The sequence below is a fragment of the Planosporangium thailandense genome (genome assembly GCF_011947195.1).
GTDB lineage: Bacteria > Actinomycetota > Actinomycetes > Mycobacteriales > Micromonosporaceae > Planosporangium > Planosporangium thailandense.
On record NZ_JAATVY010000012.1, the window covers coordinates 106,930 to 121,370 of the forward strand.

18 protein-coding genes and 1 other RNA gene are annotated in these 14,441 nt (G+C 69.2%); 12 read left to right on the top strand and 7 right to left on the bottom strand.

All coding sequences use genetic code 11. The features are described 5' to 3' along the window. Positions 1-26 precede the first annotated feature (26 nt). Positions 27-1,217 carry an ROK family protein gene (locus HC031_RS17835; RefSeq protein WP_167926471.1) on the bottom strand — a complete coding sequence of 397 codons (1,191 nt, stop codon included), beginning with the start codon at positions 1,215-1,217 and terminating at the stop codon, positions 27-29. A gap of 376 nt (positions 1,218-1,593) precedes the next feature. On the opposite strand from HC031_RS17835, the gene HC031_RS17840 reads away from it, so the two are divergent. The 7 genes from HC031_RS17840 (at position 1,594) to ssrA (ending at position 7,743) form a co-directional block, all read left to right on the top strand. Further along, complete coding sequence (locus HC031_RS17840; protein ID WP_167926472.1) at positions 1,594-2,109, top strand: PadR family transcriptional regulator; 516 nt, start codon at positions 1,594-1,596, stop codon at positions 2,107-2,109. An 18-nt stretch (positions 2,110-2,127) separates the two neighbouring features. After that, positions 2,128-3,261, top strand: coding sequence for a peptide chain release factor 2 (gene prfB, locus HC031_RS17845; protein ID WP_167926473.1), 1,134 nt, complete (start codon positions 2,128-2,130; stop codon positions 3,259-3,261). A 285-nt stretch (positions 3,262-3,546) separates the two neighbouring features. Next, the gene (ftsE, locus tag HC031_RS17850) at positions 3,547-4,227 is read left to right on the top strand and encodes a cell division ATP-binding protein FtsE (protein ID WP_167926474.1); all 681 of its coding nucleotides are present in this window, start codon (positions 3,547-3,549) and stop codon (positions 4,225-4,227) included. A gap of 80 nt (positions 4,228-4,307) precedes the next feature. Next, positions 4,308-5,183, top strand: a complete 876-nt coding sequence (gene ftsX / locus HC031_RS17855; RefSeq protein WP_167926475.1) for a permease-like cell division protein FtsX — start codon at positions 4,308-4,310, stop codon at positions 5,181-5,183. A gap of 186 nt (positions 5,184-5,369) precedes the next feature. Then, positions 5,370-6,683, top strand: a complete 1,314-nt coding sequence (locus HC031_RS34430) for a peptidoglycan DD-metalloendopeptidase family protein (RefSeq protein ID WP_167926476.1) — start codon at positions 5,370-5,372, stop codon at positions 6,681-6,683. A 119-nt stretch (positions 6,684-6,802) separates the two neighbouring features. After that, entirely contained in the window at positions 6,803-7,279 is a 477-nt protein-coding gene (gene smpB / locus HC031_RS17865) for an SsrA-binding protein SmpB (RefSeq protein ID WP_167926477.1), read from the top strand. An 88-nt stretch (positions 7,280-7,367) separates the two neighbouring features. Next, positions 7,368-7,743, top strand: a transfer-messenger RNA (tmRNA) gene (ssrA, locus tag HC031_RS17870). 221 nt (positions 7,744-7,964) lie between these two features. Here the strand turns inward: ssrA and HC031_RS17875 are convergent. The 3 genes from HC031_RS17875 to HC031_RS17885 are packed head-to-tail and all read right to left on the bottom strand — an operon-like array spanning position 7,965 to position 9,342. Beyond that, a complete protein-coding gene (locus tag HC031_RS17875; protein WP_167926478.1) occupies positions 7,965-8,561 on the bottom strand; it encodes a maleylpyruvate isomerase family mycothiol-dependent enzyme in 597 nt (198 codons plus the stop codon). A 2-nt stretch (positions 8,562-8,563) separates the two neighbouring features. Next, a complete protein-coding gene (locus tag HC031_RS17880; RefSeq protein ID WP_167926479.1) occupies positions 8,564-8,998 on the bottom strand; it encodes an SRPBCC domain-containing protein in 435 nt (144 codons plus the stop codon). Beyond that, positions 8,995-9,342 (bottom strand): metalloregulator ArsR/SmtB family transcription factor, encoded by a 348-nt coding sequence (locus tag HC031_RS17885; RefSeq protein WP_167926480.1) that lies wholly within the window; start codon positions 9,340-9,342, stop codon positions 8,995-8,997. Before HC031_RS17885 ends, HC031_RS17880 begins: the two co-directional genes overlap by 4 nt. 367 nt (positions 9,343-9,709) lie before the next feature. Here HC031_RS17885 and HC031_RS17890 point away from each other — a divergent pair, with 367 nt between their 5' ends. The 4 genes from HC031_RS17890 to HC031_RS33945 all read left to right on the top strand — a co-directional run bounded on the left by HC031_RS17890 (position 9,710) and on the right by HC031_RS33945 (position 11,871). Then, entirely contained in the window at positions 9,710-10,120 is a 411-nt protein-coding gene (locus tag HC031_RS17890) for a VOC family protein (RefSeq protein WP_167926481.1), read from the top strand. A gap of 296 nt (positions 10,121-10,416) precedes the next feature. Next, a complete protein-coding gene (locus tag HC031_RS17895; protein WP_167926482.1) occupies positions 10,417-10,935 on the top strand; it encodes a helix-turn-helix transcriptional regulator in 519 nt (172 codons plus the stop codon). 5 nt (positions 10,936-10,940) lie between these two features. Further along, positions 10,941-11,600 carry a VOC family protein gene (locus HC031_RS17900; protein ID WP_205862864.1) on the top strand — a complete coding sequence of 220 codons (660 nt, stop codon included), beginning with the start codon at positions 10,941-10,943 and terminating at the stop codon, positions 11,598-11,600. 142 nt (positions 11,601-11,742) lie between these two features. Continuing rightward, positions 11,743-11,871 (top strand): hypothetical protein, encoded by a 129-nt coding sequence (locus HC031_RS33945; RefSeq protein ID WP_277349721.1) that lies wholly within the window; start codon positions 11,743-11,745, stop codon positions 11,869-11,871. Here HC031_RS33945 and HC031_RS17905 read toward each other — a convergent pair. From HC031_RS17905 to HC031_RS17915, 3 genes are read right to left on the bottom strand one after another with little or no spacing between them, the layout of a single operon-like run. Next, complete coding sequence (locus HC031_RS17905; RefSeq protein ID WP_167926483.1) at positions 11,851-12,261, bottom strand: SRPBCC domain-containing protein; 411 nt, start codon at positions 12,259-12,261, stop codon at positions 11,851-11,853. The genes HC031_RS33945 and HC031_RS17905 overlap by 21 nt on opposite strands. Positions 12,262-12,263: 2 nt before the next feature. Beyond that, positions 12,264-12,611, bottom strand: a complete 348-nt coding sequence (locus HC031_RS17910) for an ArsR/SmtB family transcription factor (protein ID WP_167926484.1) — start codon at positions 12,609-12,611, stop codon at positions 12,264-12,266. 12 nt (positions 12,612-12,623) lie between these two features. Beyond that, the gene (locus tag HC031_RS17915; RefSeq protein ID WP_167926485.1) at positions 12,624-13,085 is read right to left on the bottom strand and encodes an SRPBCC family protein; all 462 of its coding nucleotides are present in this window, start codon (positions 13,083-13,085) and stop codon (positions 12,624-12,626) included. 768 nt (positions 13,086-13,853) lie between these two features. Here HC031_RS17915 and HC031_RS17920 point away from each other — a divergent pair. After that, entirely contained in the window at positions 13,854-14,393 is a 540-nt protein-coding gene (locus HC031_RS17920) for an RNA polymerase sigma factor (protein WP_240942637.1), read from the top strand. Positions 14,394-14,441: the final 48 nt, after the last annotated feature.

Genomic DNA, 14,441 nt, shown 5'->3' on the forward strand with positions numbered 1-14,441 from the left:
GAGCGACGGACGTGTGGGGGTGCGGATCAGGTTGTGGATTCGTGTACGGAGGTGATGAGCGCTTCGTGCACCGTGGTGAGCCCGGCGTCCAGGGCGCCCAGGAGCACCGCGTCGTCGTCGATCGCGGTGACCGCGATCGTGGTTTCGAGTGGTTCGGCCCGGGCCATCGCCGCGGTGACCGCGTCCCGCAGTGCCGGACCGCCCGCCCGGCCCACCTGACCGGCCAGGACGACCAGCGGCGGGTCGAGCACCGCGATGACCGCCGCGAGGCCGACCGAGACCCGGCCGGCGAGCGCGGCGAGGAACGGGGCGGCGTCCTCGGCCCCGGCCGCCGCGGCCGCGACGGCGGCGGCCGGGGTCCGTGCGCGGATGCCGTGCTCGGCGGCGAGCGCGAGCACGGCCGGCCCGCCGACCAGGTCCTGGAGATCGACCTTGCGGTCTTCGCCGTCGGGGGCGAACAGCGGCATGTACCCGATCTCGCCGGCGCCGCCGCGCGCCCCGCGCAGCAGGGTGCCACCGAGGTCGATGGCGAGGCCGAGGCCCTCGTCACCGAGCCACAGCAGGGCGAAGCTGTCGGCGTCGCGCGCCGCGCCACGGCGCCGCTCGGCCACCGCGGCGAGGTTGACGTCGTTGTCCACGCCGACGCTGGTGCCGAGTCGGTCGCGGAGCTCGCGGACCAGCCCCGGCCGGTTCCAGCCGCCGGTGACCCCGACGTGGTGGATCGAGTCGGTCTGGGGGTCGTAGGAGGCCGGGACCGCGAGCTGGACGTGTGCCAGCCGGCTCGCTGGCGCCCCGGCGTCCGCCCGCAGCCGCTCCACGATTTCGGTCACGGCGGCGACCGGATCGGTGCGCAGGAAGTCGACCGCCACCTCGGTGCGCGCCCGTACCTGTCCGGAGACGTCGCCGACGGCGGCCGCGACGGACGGGGTGCCGGTCTCGCCGCTGTCGCGTACGGAGACGGCGACCGCGTACGCCGCGTCGGGGCTGGCGGCGTAGACCTCGGCGTTGGGGCCCGGGCCGGCGCTGACGTGGCCGACGACCCTGGCCAGCCCGGCGTCGGTGAGCCGCCGGAGCGCTTCGGAGATCGTCGGCTTGGACAGGCCGGTCAGCTCGCGCAGGTCAGCACGCGTGAGGGGACCGCGCTCGAGGAGATGCGCCAGCGCGGCGCTCTCGTTGATGGCGCGCAACAGCTTGGACGAACCGGCGAGGCGTGGCACGACCGCTCCAACTGTAAGTAAGACTGACTAACAGTTGCGTCGGAACGTAGGCCCGGCAGCCGGACCTGTCAAGAGTCCGCTCTTCGTCCGCCCGCATATCCGCGCCGTACGGGGTTAGGAATTCGGTGGGTCGAACCGACGGAGGCGGCACCGGAAGCGACGTCCGGATCGTGCGGTCGCGGCCCGCCGAGCGAGGGGCGCTCTCGTTGTCCCCCGATCGGGGGATACGCGATCAGCCCGGACGGCGACAGCGCCTGCCCTACAAACGGGAATACATCGATAAGCGTTGTCCTATGGCGACAGTCGCGCGAGAACTGTACTTTGTGGATTTAGCCAAAACCTAGACGCCAGCCCAAATAAATGCGACCGTTGAGTCATGGTGGAATCTGGTCTCAATGCGACAGCGGCTGCCCTGCTGGGTTTGCTGCACAACGGCCCGATGACCGGGGGTCAGTTGATGGCGGCCGCGACTCGCGATCTCGGCCCGTTCTGGTCGATGACCCGCAGTCAGGTCTATCGGGAGCTGCCCGCGCTGGCCGACATGGGCTACGTGCGGCTCGGCAAGCCGGGGCCGCGCTCGAGTCAGCCGTACGCGATCACGCCGGCCGGCAAGCGCGCGTTCGCGCGCTGGCTCGCGGAGCCGTCGGGGCGGGAGGCGCTACGCAACCCGGTGGCGCTGCGGGTCGCGTTCGGAGACCACCAGTCGGCCGCCCAGCTCAGTGATCTCTACGAGCAGGCCACGGAGTACCACACCGCGGCCCTCGCCGAGGCGCGGGAGCAGGCCCGCGAGGCCCGGAAGGAAGGCGAGGAGTTCCGGGCGGCGGCCCTGGACTTCGCGGTCGGCTATCACCGAGCGGCGCTGTCCTGGCTGAAATCGGCCCCCGGGAAATAGCAGACTACGCTGGACGACGTGACCGCCGCCGACTTCGCTGACGCGCTCAAGCAGCTCGACGCTACCCTCCGCAACATCGAAACCGTGCTGGACCTCGACCGGCTGCGCCGGGACAAGGCCGACCTCGAGCAGCAGGCCTCCGCGCCTGACCTCTGGGACGACCAGGCGCGGGCCCAGCAGGTGACGTCGCGCCTGTCGTACGTGCAGGGCGAGATCAACCGGCTGGAGCGGCTGCGGTCGCGCCTCGACGACGCCCTGGTGCTGCTCGAGCTCGCCGAGGCCGAGGGCGACGAGTCGTCGCTGGCGGAGGTCGGCACGGAGGTCGAGGCGCTGCGCCGCGCCATCGAGGAGCTGGAGATCCGGACGCTGCTGTCGGGGGAGTACGACTCCCGCGAGGCGGTCGTCACGATCCGCTCCGGCGCGGGCGGCGTCGACGCCGCGGACTTCGCCGAGATGCTGCTGCGCATGTACCTGCGCTGGGCGGAGCGCCACGGTTACCCGACCGAGGTCTACGACACGTCGTACGCGGAGGAGGCCGGCCTGAAGTCGGCCACCTTCACGGTCAAGGCGCCGTACGCGTACGGGACGCTGTCGGTCGAGGCCGGTACGCACCGGCTCGTCCGGATCAGCCCCTTCGACAACCAGGGCCGTCGCCAGACCAGCTTCGCCGCGGTCGAGACGGTTCCCGTCGTGGAGCAGACCGACGAGATCGAGATCCCCGAGGACGAGCTGCGCGTCGACGTCTACCGGTCGAGCGGCCCCGGTGGCCAGGGCGTCAACACCACCGACTCGGCGGTCCGGCTTACCCACCTGCCCACCGGCATCGTGGTGAGCTGCCAGAACGAGCGGTCCCAGCTGCAGAACAAGGCCACCGCCATGGCGGTGCTCAAGTCCAAGCTGCTCGCGCTCAAGCGGGCCGAGGAGGCGGCGAAGCTCGACGCGCTGCGCGGCGACGTGCAGGGCTCCTGGGGCGACCAGATGCGCTCGTACGTGCTGCACCCGTACCAGATGGTCAAGGACCTGCGCACCGAGTACGAGACGGGCAACCCGTCGGCGGTCTTCGACGGCGACATCGACGGCTTCATCGAGGCCGGCATCCGCTGGCGTAAGCAGCGCGAGATGGCGGCGAGCGCGGAGTCGGCCGCCAAGTAGCGCCGCCGGCCGCCGGCGGGTGTCGGCGGCTGTCGTCGTCGGCTGTCGTCGTCGGCTGTCGGCGGCAGTGGTCGGCGGCTGTCGGTGGCGGAGGTTTGCGGTCGGCGGGGCGGGGAATGCGTGCCGTAGATCACGCCGCGGATCGGGAGCCTACTACAGCACGTAATCGATTCGTTGCTCTCGCATAGCCGAAACTGACCGTTTGGGCACGTATTTCGGGCGAAGACCCGACGTCGTACCCAGACGCTTTTGGCGTTTCGGTCACCCCGCGTAGACTCACGACCCGTGATTCAGCTCGAGCAAGTGACGAAGACGTATCCCAAGGCGTCCCGACCCTCGCTGGACGATGTGTCCGTCTCGATCGACAAGGGCGACTTCGTTTTCTTCATCGGTCCGTCCGGCTCCGGCAAGTCAACGATCATCAAACTGCTGTTGCACGAGATCACGCCGAACTCCGGCAAGGTCTACGTCAACGAGCGGGACGTCACGACCATGCGCTCGTGGAAGATCCCGACCTTCCGCCGGTCCATCGGCTGTGTCTTCCAGGACTTCCGGCTGCTGCCTAACCGCACCGCGTACGAGAACGTGGCGTTCGCGCTCGAGGTGATCGGCAAATCCAAGGGCGTGGCGCGCCGCGTCGTGCCCGAGGTCCTGGAGCTGGTCGGGCTCGGCGGCAAGGAGCACCGGTACCCGCATGAGCTGTCCGGTGGTGAGCAGCAGCGCGTCGCGGTCGCCCGCGCCTTCGTCAACCGGCCGCTGATCCTGCTCGCCGACGAGCCGACCGGAAACCTCGACCCGGACACCTCCATCGAGATCATGCGGCTGCTCGACCGGATCAACCGGACCGGCACCACGGTCGTGATGGTCACCCACGACTCCAACATCGTCAATCAGATGCGGCGCCGCGTCGTCGAGATCGAGAGCGGGCGGATCGTCCGCGACCAGCCACGCGGTGTCTACGGCTGAACGATCCGAGCGGTGTCGCTCGTATCTCTGAGTCGTAAGCCCAGCCGAACGCGTAACAAACTGGGAAGGAACCCCGCCGGATGCGCGCGAAGTACGTCCTGTCCGAGGTCGTCACGGGACTGTGGCGCAATGTGACGATGACCATCGCCATGATGATCACGATGGCGGTGTCCCTCACGATGCTCGGCGCCAGCATGTTGGTGTACAAGCAGGTCGACAGGATGCAGTCGTTCTTCTACGGCAAGGTCGAGGTTTCGATCTTCCTGAAGACCGACGTCACCGAGGCCCAGCGCACGTCGCTGCAGTCGGACCTCAAGGGCGACCCGCTGGTCCAGAACGTCATCTACGAGAGCCGCGACACCGCCTGGCAGCGGTTCAAGACCCAGTTCAAGGACGCGCCGGACCTGGTCAACGCGACCAAGCCGGACTCGCTGCCGGAATCGTTCCGGGTCAAGCTGAAGAACCCGGAGAAGTTCCAGGCGATCTACAACAAGTACAACAACCGTGACGGCATCAGCGAGATCGTCGACCAGCGGAAGCTGCTCGCGAAGATCTTCGGGATCTTCAACTCCATGCAGAACGTGGCGCTGATCGTCTCGATCATCCAAGGGGTCGCCGCGCTGCTGCTGGTCGCCAACATGATCCAGATCGCGGCGTACAGCAAGCGGCGTGAGGTCGCGGTGATGAAACTGGTTGGTGCGTCGAACTGGTTCATCCAGGCGCCGTTCGTGCTGGAGGCGGTCTTCGCGGGCCTGGTCGGCGCGGTCCTGGCGTTCGCCGCCCTGTTCGTGGCGAAGACCTTCTTCCTGGAGGGCGCGCTCAAGTCGCTGCAGACCGTGTTCCCCCCGATTCCGACGGGGGACGTGCTGCTGATGCTGCCGATCCTGGCCGGCATCGGCGCCGCGGTGAACGCGATCGCGGGCTGGATCACCCTGCGGTTCTACGTACGCGTCTGACCCGCCTCACTCGATCGTCGAGGGGTGGCACCGGATCCGGTGCCACCCCTCACGTTTTGCCGGGGCGGGAGCGGGGACCGGTCCCGGGTGCAGCTGGGTAGCATTTGGTCCGTTTTAGACGTGATACGCGGCTTTAGGACAGATTCGTGGCGTACGGTGGCTCTCGATCATTGTTGGAGGGTCACCGTGGATACGACAAGCCCCGACCATAGGCGCGCCGCCGCTCCAGTGATCGCGCTGGCGCTGGCGACGACGATGCTGTTCGGTGCGGCCCCCGCCCATGCCGATCCGACGCCTGGCGACAAGGACCGGGTGGACACCCAGCTCGCCCAGACCGGCGCCGAACTGGAGGGCGCCACCGCCCGCGCCCAGCAGGCGGTCGCCGCGTACACCCAGGCGAACGCCCTGCTGCCGGCGGCGCAGAACGCGCTCGCCGACGCGCACGGCAAGGTAGCGGCGGCCCAGGTCGTCGCGCGGCAGGCCGAGCGCGACGCGGCGGCGGCCGAGGCGGCCGAGCAGGCGGCGACCAAGGCGTACGACGACGCGGCCGCCAAGGTCGACCAGCAGCGCCAGCACGTCAGCGATTTCGTCTCGCAGTCCTACAAGGGCTCCGGACTGCTGGCGATCAACTCGATCCTCGAGTCCGGCTCGCCGTCCGAGTTCGCGATCCGGATCGGATACCTCGACCAGATCGCGGCGGGGGAGACCCAGGCGCTCAACGCGCTCACGTCGGCGCGCATGGAGGCCAAGGTACGCGAGAACGCGGCCAAGGCCGCGAGCGACCGCGCCGGCCAGGCGCGCGACCAGGCCCAGCAGGCCCTCGGCGCGGCCCAGGCCGCCGAGGCCGCCGCCACGCAGGCTGCCGCCGACGTGCAGAACCTGATCAACCAGCGGCAGCAGGCCATGGACGTCGCCAACTCGGAGCGGTCCGCGGTGCTCGCCAGCTACAACCAGCTGAAGGCCGAGAGCGACCAGATCGCGGCCGCGCTGCGCGCCGCCGCCGAAAAGCAGCGACAGCAGCAGAGCGGCGGCAGCGGCGGGGGAGGAGGCGGTGGCGGTCAGCCGGTCGTCAAGCCGCCGTCCAGCGGCGGCGCGTTCTTCATCATGCCGACGGCCGGCTGGAAGTCCAGCGACTTCGGTTACCGCTTCGACCCGTACTACAAGGTCTGGCAGTTGCACGCCGGCGTCGACATCGCCGCGCCGATGGGCCAGTCGATCTACGCCGCGGCCGATGGCCGGGTGGTGCGCGCCGGCTGGAACGGCGGGTACGGCAACTACACCTGCATCTCCCACGGCGATTACCAGGGCAAGGACCTATCCACCTGCTACGGGCACCAGTCGGCGATCCTCGTGTCGGTCGGCCAGTACGTCCACCGCGGCCAGGTCATCGGGCGGGTCGGCTCGACCGGTGCGTCCACCGGCTCGCACCTGCACTTCGAGGTACGCCGCGACGGCGCACCCGAGAACCCGCTGCCCTGGCTGCCCGGCTGCTTCTGCTGACCCGGTCCAGGTTCCGCCGGCCACACGCCCGCCCGGGCGGCGATTATCTCGCTCGCCCGGGCGGGACACCTCCGGATAGCATTGTCTGGCTACGCGCAATGTCACGGAAGGTGGAGGCGATGCCGCGCGAGAAGGGTCGCAAGGTGGTCGCGTCCAACAAGAAGGCCCGCCACGACTACGCCATCATCGATACGTACGAGGCGGGTATCGCGCTGACCGGTACCGAGGTCAAGTCGCTGCGGGCCGGCCGGGCGTCGCTCGTGGACGCGTTCGGTCAGGTCAGCAACGGCGAGGTCTTCCTGCATCAGATGCACATCCCCGAGTACGCCCACGGCACGTGGACCAACCACGAGCCGCGCCGTACCCGCAAGCTGCTGCTCAACCGGCTGGAGATCACCCGGCTCGTCGGCAAGCTCCAGGAGAGCGGGCTGACGCTGGTGCCGCTGTCGGTGTACTTCTCCGACGGCTGGGCCAAGGTCGAACTGGGCCTGGCCCGCGGTAAGAAGTCCTACGACAAGCGGCAGGACCTGGCCAAGCGGGAAGCGCAGCGGGAGATCCAGCGGTCGTTCGGCCGGCGCGGCAAGGGTATGGAGTGACCCAGATCGCCCCGGGTTAACGGGATGAATCTTGGCTGCGAGCGCGTTAGACTTGTATAGCTGCCGCAAGCAGCACTGCAACGCACACGGGGGTGACTGGTTTCGACTTCGTGCGTCGAGGCAGGTGAAGCGAGCCGAGGAAGCCGACGTTGTCTCGTGAATCAGTCGTCGGGAAAAAATAAGCGCCAACATCAAGCGCGATCAGCTCGCCCTTGCCGCCTGAGGCTAGGTAGCGAGCTTGTCGGTCCGGGGACGCCTTCGCCCCGGTTCACCGGCATCAGCTAGAAGGCTGGCCAATCGAGCCCGGTCGCGGGGCTCGTGCGGCGAGATCAATCGCGACTGGGCCCGTCATACCGACTCGCTCGCGTGATCGGTAGGGCCGAGTAGAGGCACAGCGAGCTGCGCTCGGAGAAGCCCTGGCAACACGGCGAAGGACCCGGGTTCGATTCCCGGCACCTCCACGTCGGGGTCTTCGCAGAATGTGCGGAGACCCTTCGCAGAATGGCAGAACGCCCCGGACCACCTGGTCCGGGGCGTTCTGGGTTTCTGGCTGGGTGCCGCGCTGGTCTGCGGAATGCCGATCCCGGCCGGCGACGGGTGATCGAGCGTAACGGCGGAGCGTTCCAGGAGGTGAGCAAGGCTGATCGGGTCCGGCTACAGCCGCTCGGTCGTCGGCCTCGGTGGGTCAGCTGCGGGGTAGGGCTCGGCCGTCGGGAAGGGTGCGGCTGCTCAGGAGCGCCACCAGAGCACCGCTCTCGGCACGCACGACCTCGCCGCTGCCCCAGCTCCAGCCGGTGTCGGTGGCCTCGAGACGGACACCGGTCAGGTCGAGCCCGAACCACGCGCCGTTCGCGGCGGTGAGCTGGTCGAGGATGGCGGTCACGGCCTCTTCTGGAGCAACGGCCGGGCGACCGAGCGCGATCGTCACGTCGAGGGCGTGGATGACGGCGTGGCTGAGCGCGCCGGCCGCGCCGCCGCCCGGCGGCTGCCATGCGTGCAGCCGCGGGGAGCGCAGGGCGTCCAGGTGTTCGGCGATCGGCAGGGCGGCGTCGCGCGCGGCCACGGTGTCGGAGAGTACGGCGAAGTCCCCGCCGGCCGCCGCCATCTCGGCTCCGAACTGTTCGGGCGTCAGCCGAGCCGGCATCGTCACGTGCGCGACCACGTGCCGCACCTGCCACTTCTCGCAGAGCGACGGGACGTCCCAAGTCTGGGCAGGTGATGAGGCGAGCAGGTCGGCGAGGGCATCGTAGGTCGGCGCCACCCAGGACTGGAGGTCGGTCACGGTTATTCCTCTCGGATCAGGTGGGCGAGGTGCTCCTCGAGCTTGTCGAGGGAGGTGAGGAAGCCGGCGCGGGCATCGGGCGAGCGCATCGGCTCGGGTACGTGCCGCTGGTGGATGACGACTTCGGTGCTGCCGTCGCCGAGGTCGGTAAGCGTGTTGGTCGTGTGCAAACCGGTGGCCGGCTCGACCCAGGCGAGCCGTTCGGGCGGGATGACTTCGGTGAACGTGGCAACCATGCGGTGGCTGCCGTGCTCGCCGACCATCAGGGTCTCGAAGCGGCCGCCGCTGTGGAGTTCGACGACGATGCCGTCGAGCGGAGTGGTCATACCGCGCGGGCCCCAGAACTGTGCGAGCTCGCTGGGCTCGGTGAGGCACCGCCACACCAGGTCGCGCGGCGCGCGGAAGACCCGCCGGTAGACCAGCTCGTCGCCGCTCACCTCCGGTCACCGTCCTGGAGACGGTCGAGATGTTCCTCGAGCCGGTCCATCCGTTCGGCCCACACCCGCCGGCTCTGCTCGATCCACGACATCGCGCTCTCGAGCGCGGCCGGCTCGAGCCGACAGGGCCTGCTCTGCCGGTGCCGGCCGCGGCTGACCAGGCCGCAGCGCTCCAGTACCCGGATGTGTTGCGAAACGGCCTGCATGCTCATGGCATACGGCATCGCGAGCTCCTTGACCGTCGCCTCGCCCTGGCTGAGCCGGGCCACGATGTCGCGCCGGGTGGGGTCGGCGAGCGCTGCGAACGTCGCATCGAGCCGCTCGTCGTCGTTGGTGATCACCACGGATAGTTATTCAACCAGTTGCTTGCTCAAGCGTCAACTAGATAGCCCGCTCTGCCCGCGTCGGAGTGATCGTGGCTGCGACGTCCCTTCGCGTTGTCCGGAGGGGTCCGTACCGACTGCGGGACGCCGATCGCGGCCGGCGCCCGTGAATCACGTTGCGCGCCGCGAGCCATCCGGGCACGGTGATCCGATGACCATGCTCGGCAGCCGCAGCGTCGGCCCGGCAAAGAGGGGGCTGACGGGGCGTCGGGCGCATGCGCGGGAAACATGTGCACTCCGCGTGACATGCCCGTGTACGTCCGAACGTGTCCGGATCGTTCAGGAATCGATAAGCGCGGTCCACGGAGCCGTCTCTAACCTGTCCGTCATGGACATCACCATTCACACAAGCTTTCTCCCGCACGACGACCCGGACGCGTCGCTCGCCTTCTACCGCGACGTCCTCGGCTTCGAGGTCCGCAGCGACGTCGGGCAGGGCCGGATGCGCTGGATCACGGTCGGCCCGGCCGGTCAGCCCGACACGTCGATCCTTCTGGCGCCGCCGGCTGCCGACCCGGGAGTCACCGAGGACGAGCGCCGCACCATCACCGAGATGATGGCCAAGGGCACCTATGGCTGGATCCTGCTCGCCACCCCGGACCTCGACGCCACGTTCGAGAAGGTGCAGGCCGGTGATGCCGAGGTCGTACAGGAGCCGACCGAGCAGCCGTACGGCATCCGCGACTGTGCCTTCCGCGACCCTGCGGGCAACCTAGTCCGCATCCAGGAGCTTCGCTGAGCCGTGCGGGTACCGATGTGGCCGTGCGGGCCGATATCGCGACCACCTGAAAGGAACGCCGCGGCGCACCAGCGCGGAGGTGCCCGCCCTGCCGGCCGCCCACCAGGGCCGCGTCCGGATCCTCGTTGAAATGGCTACGCGCCCGGACTCCGCCCCGCTGCTGTGCAGCAGTTGCTCGACCGGCTGGTCGACTCCGGCGGGGCGGTCATCAATACCGAGCGTCCTGGGGTGCCTCGGCAGGCCCCCACGACGCTCGTAGGCGTCGATGGACGATGAAAATAGGGGGGAGTGTTCTCATGTGTCAGCTCGCGTGGCGGCGTGCCCGCGTCCAGGCGCAGCGCCTGGCTGATCTCGCGCGGCTGCGCCGCGTCCGCGACCGGATCGACAGGGAATACGCGCAGCCGCTGAACGTGGAGGCGCTCGCCCGCGACGTGAACATGTCCGCCGGGCACCTCAGCCGGCAGTTCCGTGCCGCCTACGGTGAGTCGCCGTACTCGTACCTGATGACGCGTCGCATCGAGCGCGCGACGGCGCTGCTGCGGCGGGGCGACCTCAGCGTCACCGAGGTCTGCTTCGCGGTCGGTTGTGCGTCGCTGGGCACGTTTACCACCCGCTTCACCGAGCTGGTCGGTATACCACCCGGGGTCTTCCGGCGCCGGGCGGCGGAGGCGGCCGACTATGTCGATGCTGCGGGTACGGCCGGCGATGCGGGCTCTGCGGTCACGGTGGAGGGGATGCCGGCGTGTGTGGCGAAGCAGGTGACAAGACCGGTCAGGAATCGAGAAGCCCCAGCCGCCGAGCAGCCCCTAGCGTGATGGCCATGGCAATCACCACTTCCACCGCATCCAACACGTCCCTCGCATCCGTCATCCTTGAGGTGGCCGATCCCGAGGCCGCCCGCCGCTTCTACACCGCCTTCGGAGTGGACTCGCACATACGCCTGCGAGCGTCCGAGGCGCACTCCACCGGATTCCGTGGCTTCACCCTGGCACTCGGGGTGTCCCGGCCGGCCACCGTCGACAGCTTCCTCGGCCTCGCCGTGGACGCCGGCGCCACGGTGCTGAAGCCCGCCGCGAAGTCGCTGTGGGGCTACGGCGGCGTCGTCCAGGCCCCGGACGGGACGATCTGGAAGGCCGCCACCTCAGCGAAGAAGGACACCGGCCCGGCCACCCGCGAGATCGACGAGATCGTCCTCCTGCTCGGTGTCGAGGACGTGAAGGCCAGCAAGCAGTTCTACGTCGGCCGGGGCCTGACCGTGGCCAGGAGCTTCGGCGGCAAGTACGCCGAGTTCGCCTCCGGCGAGTCCAGTCCCGTCAAACTGGCGCTGTACAAGCGCCGCGGCCTGGCCAAGGACCTCGGCGTCCCCGCCGACGGCACCGGCTCGCATCGCATCGTCCTCGGCAGCACCGCCGGCTCCTTCACCGATCCGGACGGATTCGCCTGGGAGGCCGCCGGGCCATCCGCCCCCGCGCCGTCCTGACTCCCGGCCCCGGACTCCGCCCCGAGCCGCCTCATCCCGGTACGAGCGGAAATCTGCCAGGTAGCACACGAAGGCGTCCGCCGAGAACTCCGACACAACCGCGGAGCAGTACAACGGATTCACCGCCGAGGAGCGGGCCGCGATGAAGGAGCACGCGCAGGAGCAGACGAAGGCGGCGGCGCGGCGCGGTTCGTCCCGGGTGGAGAATGAGGCGGCCGCTGAGCGGGACGTGCTCGCGAAGATCGCTGGGTTAGCCGGCCGCACCGCGTAGCAGCCCGAGCTGGTGCTCCCAGCCGGCGCGGTGGGTGTCGAGGTGAGTGGACGGCACACCGCGGTGCGTGAGGACGACCATCGTGTCGTCGCCGTCAGGCGTCAGCACGACCTCGACGGTCGACCCGCCGGGTGGCAGGGTCTCGTCGCCAGGGACGCCCCAGCTGAACACGACGCGGTATGGCGGCTCGACGGTGATGTAGGCACCGCGGGCGACGGTCTCGCCCATGCCGAGCGAGAACACGCCGCCAGGCTGCGGGTCGAGCTCGGCCCGGTCGCCGATCCACGTGACGATGAGCGCGGGGTCGGTGAAGTACGGGAAGACAACCTCGGGCGGTGCCTTGATGTGCTCGGTCGCGACGATGACGTCGTTGCGGATCTCGGCGGTCACGGCTACCTCTTCGGTGGTCGGGGATGGGCCGTCTCGACGGCCTTCTTCAGGCGGCTGAGGGCGTCGGGCCAGAACTCGGAGAGCAGCTCGCGCACCGGATCGAGCGCCTCGTGGCGCAGGGTGTAGAGGCGGCGGGTTCCCTCGCGGCGCTCGGTGAGGAGGCCGGCCTGCTTGAGTACGCCGATGTGCTGGCTGACCGCCTGCTGGGTGAGGGTGAAGCTCGCCGCGATCTGGCCCGCAGGCAGCTCACTGTGCTTGACGAGGCGCAGGATCTGTCGGCGGTGCGGGTCGGCGAGCGCCCGCAGTACCGCATCGGGTGCGGCGGGCGTCGACTGCTTCCGCTCGGCCATCGGACTAGGGTCTCAGACTCCGAACGGGGTGCCGGTGCCGGTCCTGGCGAACGCCTCGATGCTCGCCATGAAGTACGTCCAGCCGGCGAAGCAGTCGTCCCAACACTCGAGCTGCGGGGTCAGGCCGGCGTGCCGGAAGCGGAGCTCGGTGCCGGTGTCGGTAGCGACGATGTCGAACTCCATCGTCGTGCCGAGCCACTCCTGCGTGTGTCCGGTGGGTGTGGTCCCGTCGGGTGCGATGGACTCCCAGACCACGCGGGTGGGTCCGGCTTCGAGGACGCGCATCGCGTTGACGCCGTGCTCGCCGAAGCTGGTGACGAGCGTGCCGCCGACTGCTCCATCGCCCTCGGTCGGGCCCCACCAACGGCTGACGCCGGCGGCGGAGGTGAACAGCGCCGACACGGTCTCGGGGCTGGCGGGGAGGTTCAGGGCCGCGGTGAAGTCCTCGGTCCGCGTGCTGGTGGTGCTGGTCATCCCGGTCTCCTCTCAGATGTACAAGTCATATCTTGTACAACCTAGTGCTTGTAAAGATAGGTAGAGGTCTGTCGCGTGTCAAGAGGGCTTGGGTTACCTGCCGCCGCGTGCGATACCCGGACTTCGTGTCGCTGCCGACGGAGCGCGCCGTCAGGTATTACCGCCGGCGGTACCCGGACTTCGCGCGCTATCCGGCCGCCCAGGTGCTCGCGTGTATCGGGTCCGCGGCGACGGAGTGCAGGTCAGATGCATGATCGCCTTTCTTACCTCGGCCGTTGCCGATGTTCGGTTTGTCAGGTGCTGATTTTGGCGACGGAGGGTGCGAGCCGTGTACGGCGTTCGTAGAAAGCGGCGCTTCATCTGCGCGTCCTTGATTCAGCGAACACCCCACGTCGGGGTTTTCCCCGAAAGTTGGATTCGTTTCCCCGAATCCGGCTCTCGGGGAGAGCCCACAACTGGATCACGTAGGGCCCGGTCATCAGGCCGGGCCCTACGTGTGTCACGCCTTGCCGGGGCTGCCAGGCACCTCACTGAGGGTTGGGTGCGGCTAGCCAGCATGAGACCTGCCGACGTCCGAATCGGCGACACGTCCCGGATCGTGAACCCGGAATGGCGGTACGGACATGTAAGGGTGTGACTACTTTCCCTCCCGCGGCAGGAGCGGCACGAACTATGCACCCACCGGGCACGCAGCTGGGCGACAGCCCTCCACCTGAGAGCTTCCGCGCCAACCAGTCTGCGGCAGAAGGCCCGACGGACGGCGAGTTGATGTCGCGCTCGGTCGCAGAGCCGGAGTGCTTCGCTACCCTGTTTGACCGGCACGCCACGGCCGTGCACCGCTACCTGGGTCGGCGGGTGGGCGACCTCGCCGACGACCTGCTCAGCGAGACCTTCCTGATCGCCTTCCGGCGCCGCGACACCTACCGCGCCATGCACCTCGAGGTGCGGCCGTGGCTGCTCGGTATCGCCACCAGGGTCGTGCATGGTCACGTCCGTGCCGAAAGACGCCGCTACCGTGCCTTGGGCCGCACCCCGGTCGAGTCGCCAGCCCAGCCGGAGGACGCCGACGTCCTCAGCGATCGTCTGGCTGCGCGGGCGCTGCGTGGTCCGCTGGCCGCCGCCCTGGCCGGGCTCAAGGCCCGCGACCGGGACGTGCTGCTGCTGTTCGCCTGGGGGCAGCTGAGCTACGAGGAGGTCGCCGCCGTGCTCGAGATCCCGGTCGGCACCGTGCGCTCCCGCCTCAACCGCGCCCGCCGTCAGACCCGCGCGGCTCTCGAGGCCGCCTCTCCCTTTGAGGACCTCCGATGATAGAGATCACCCTGCTCCGCGAGGCTGGCCCGGAAGCACCGCCGCTAC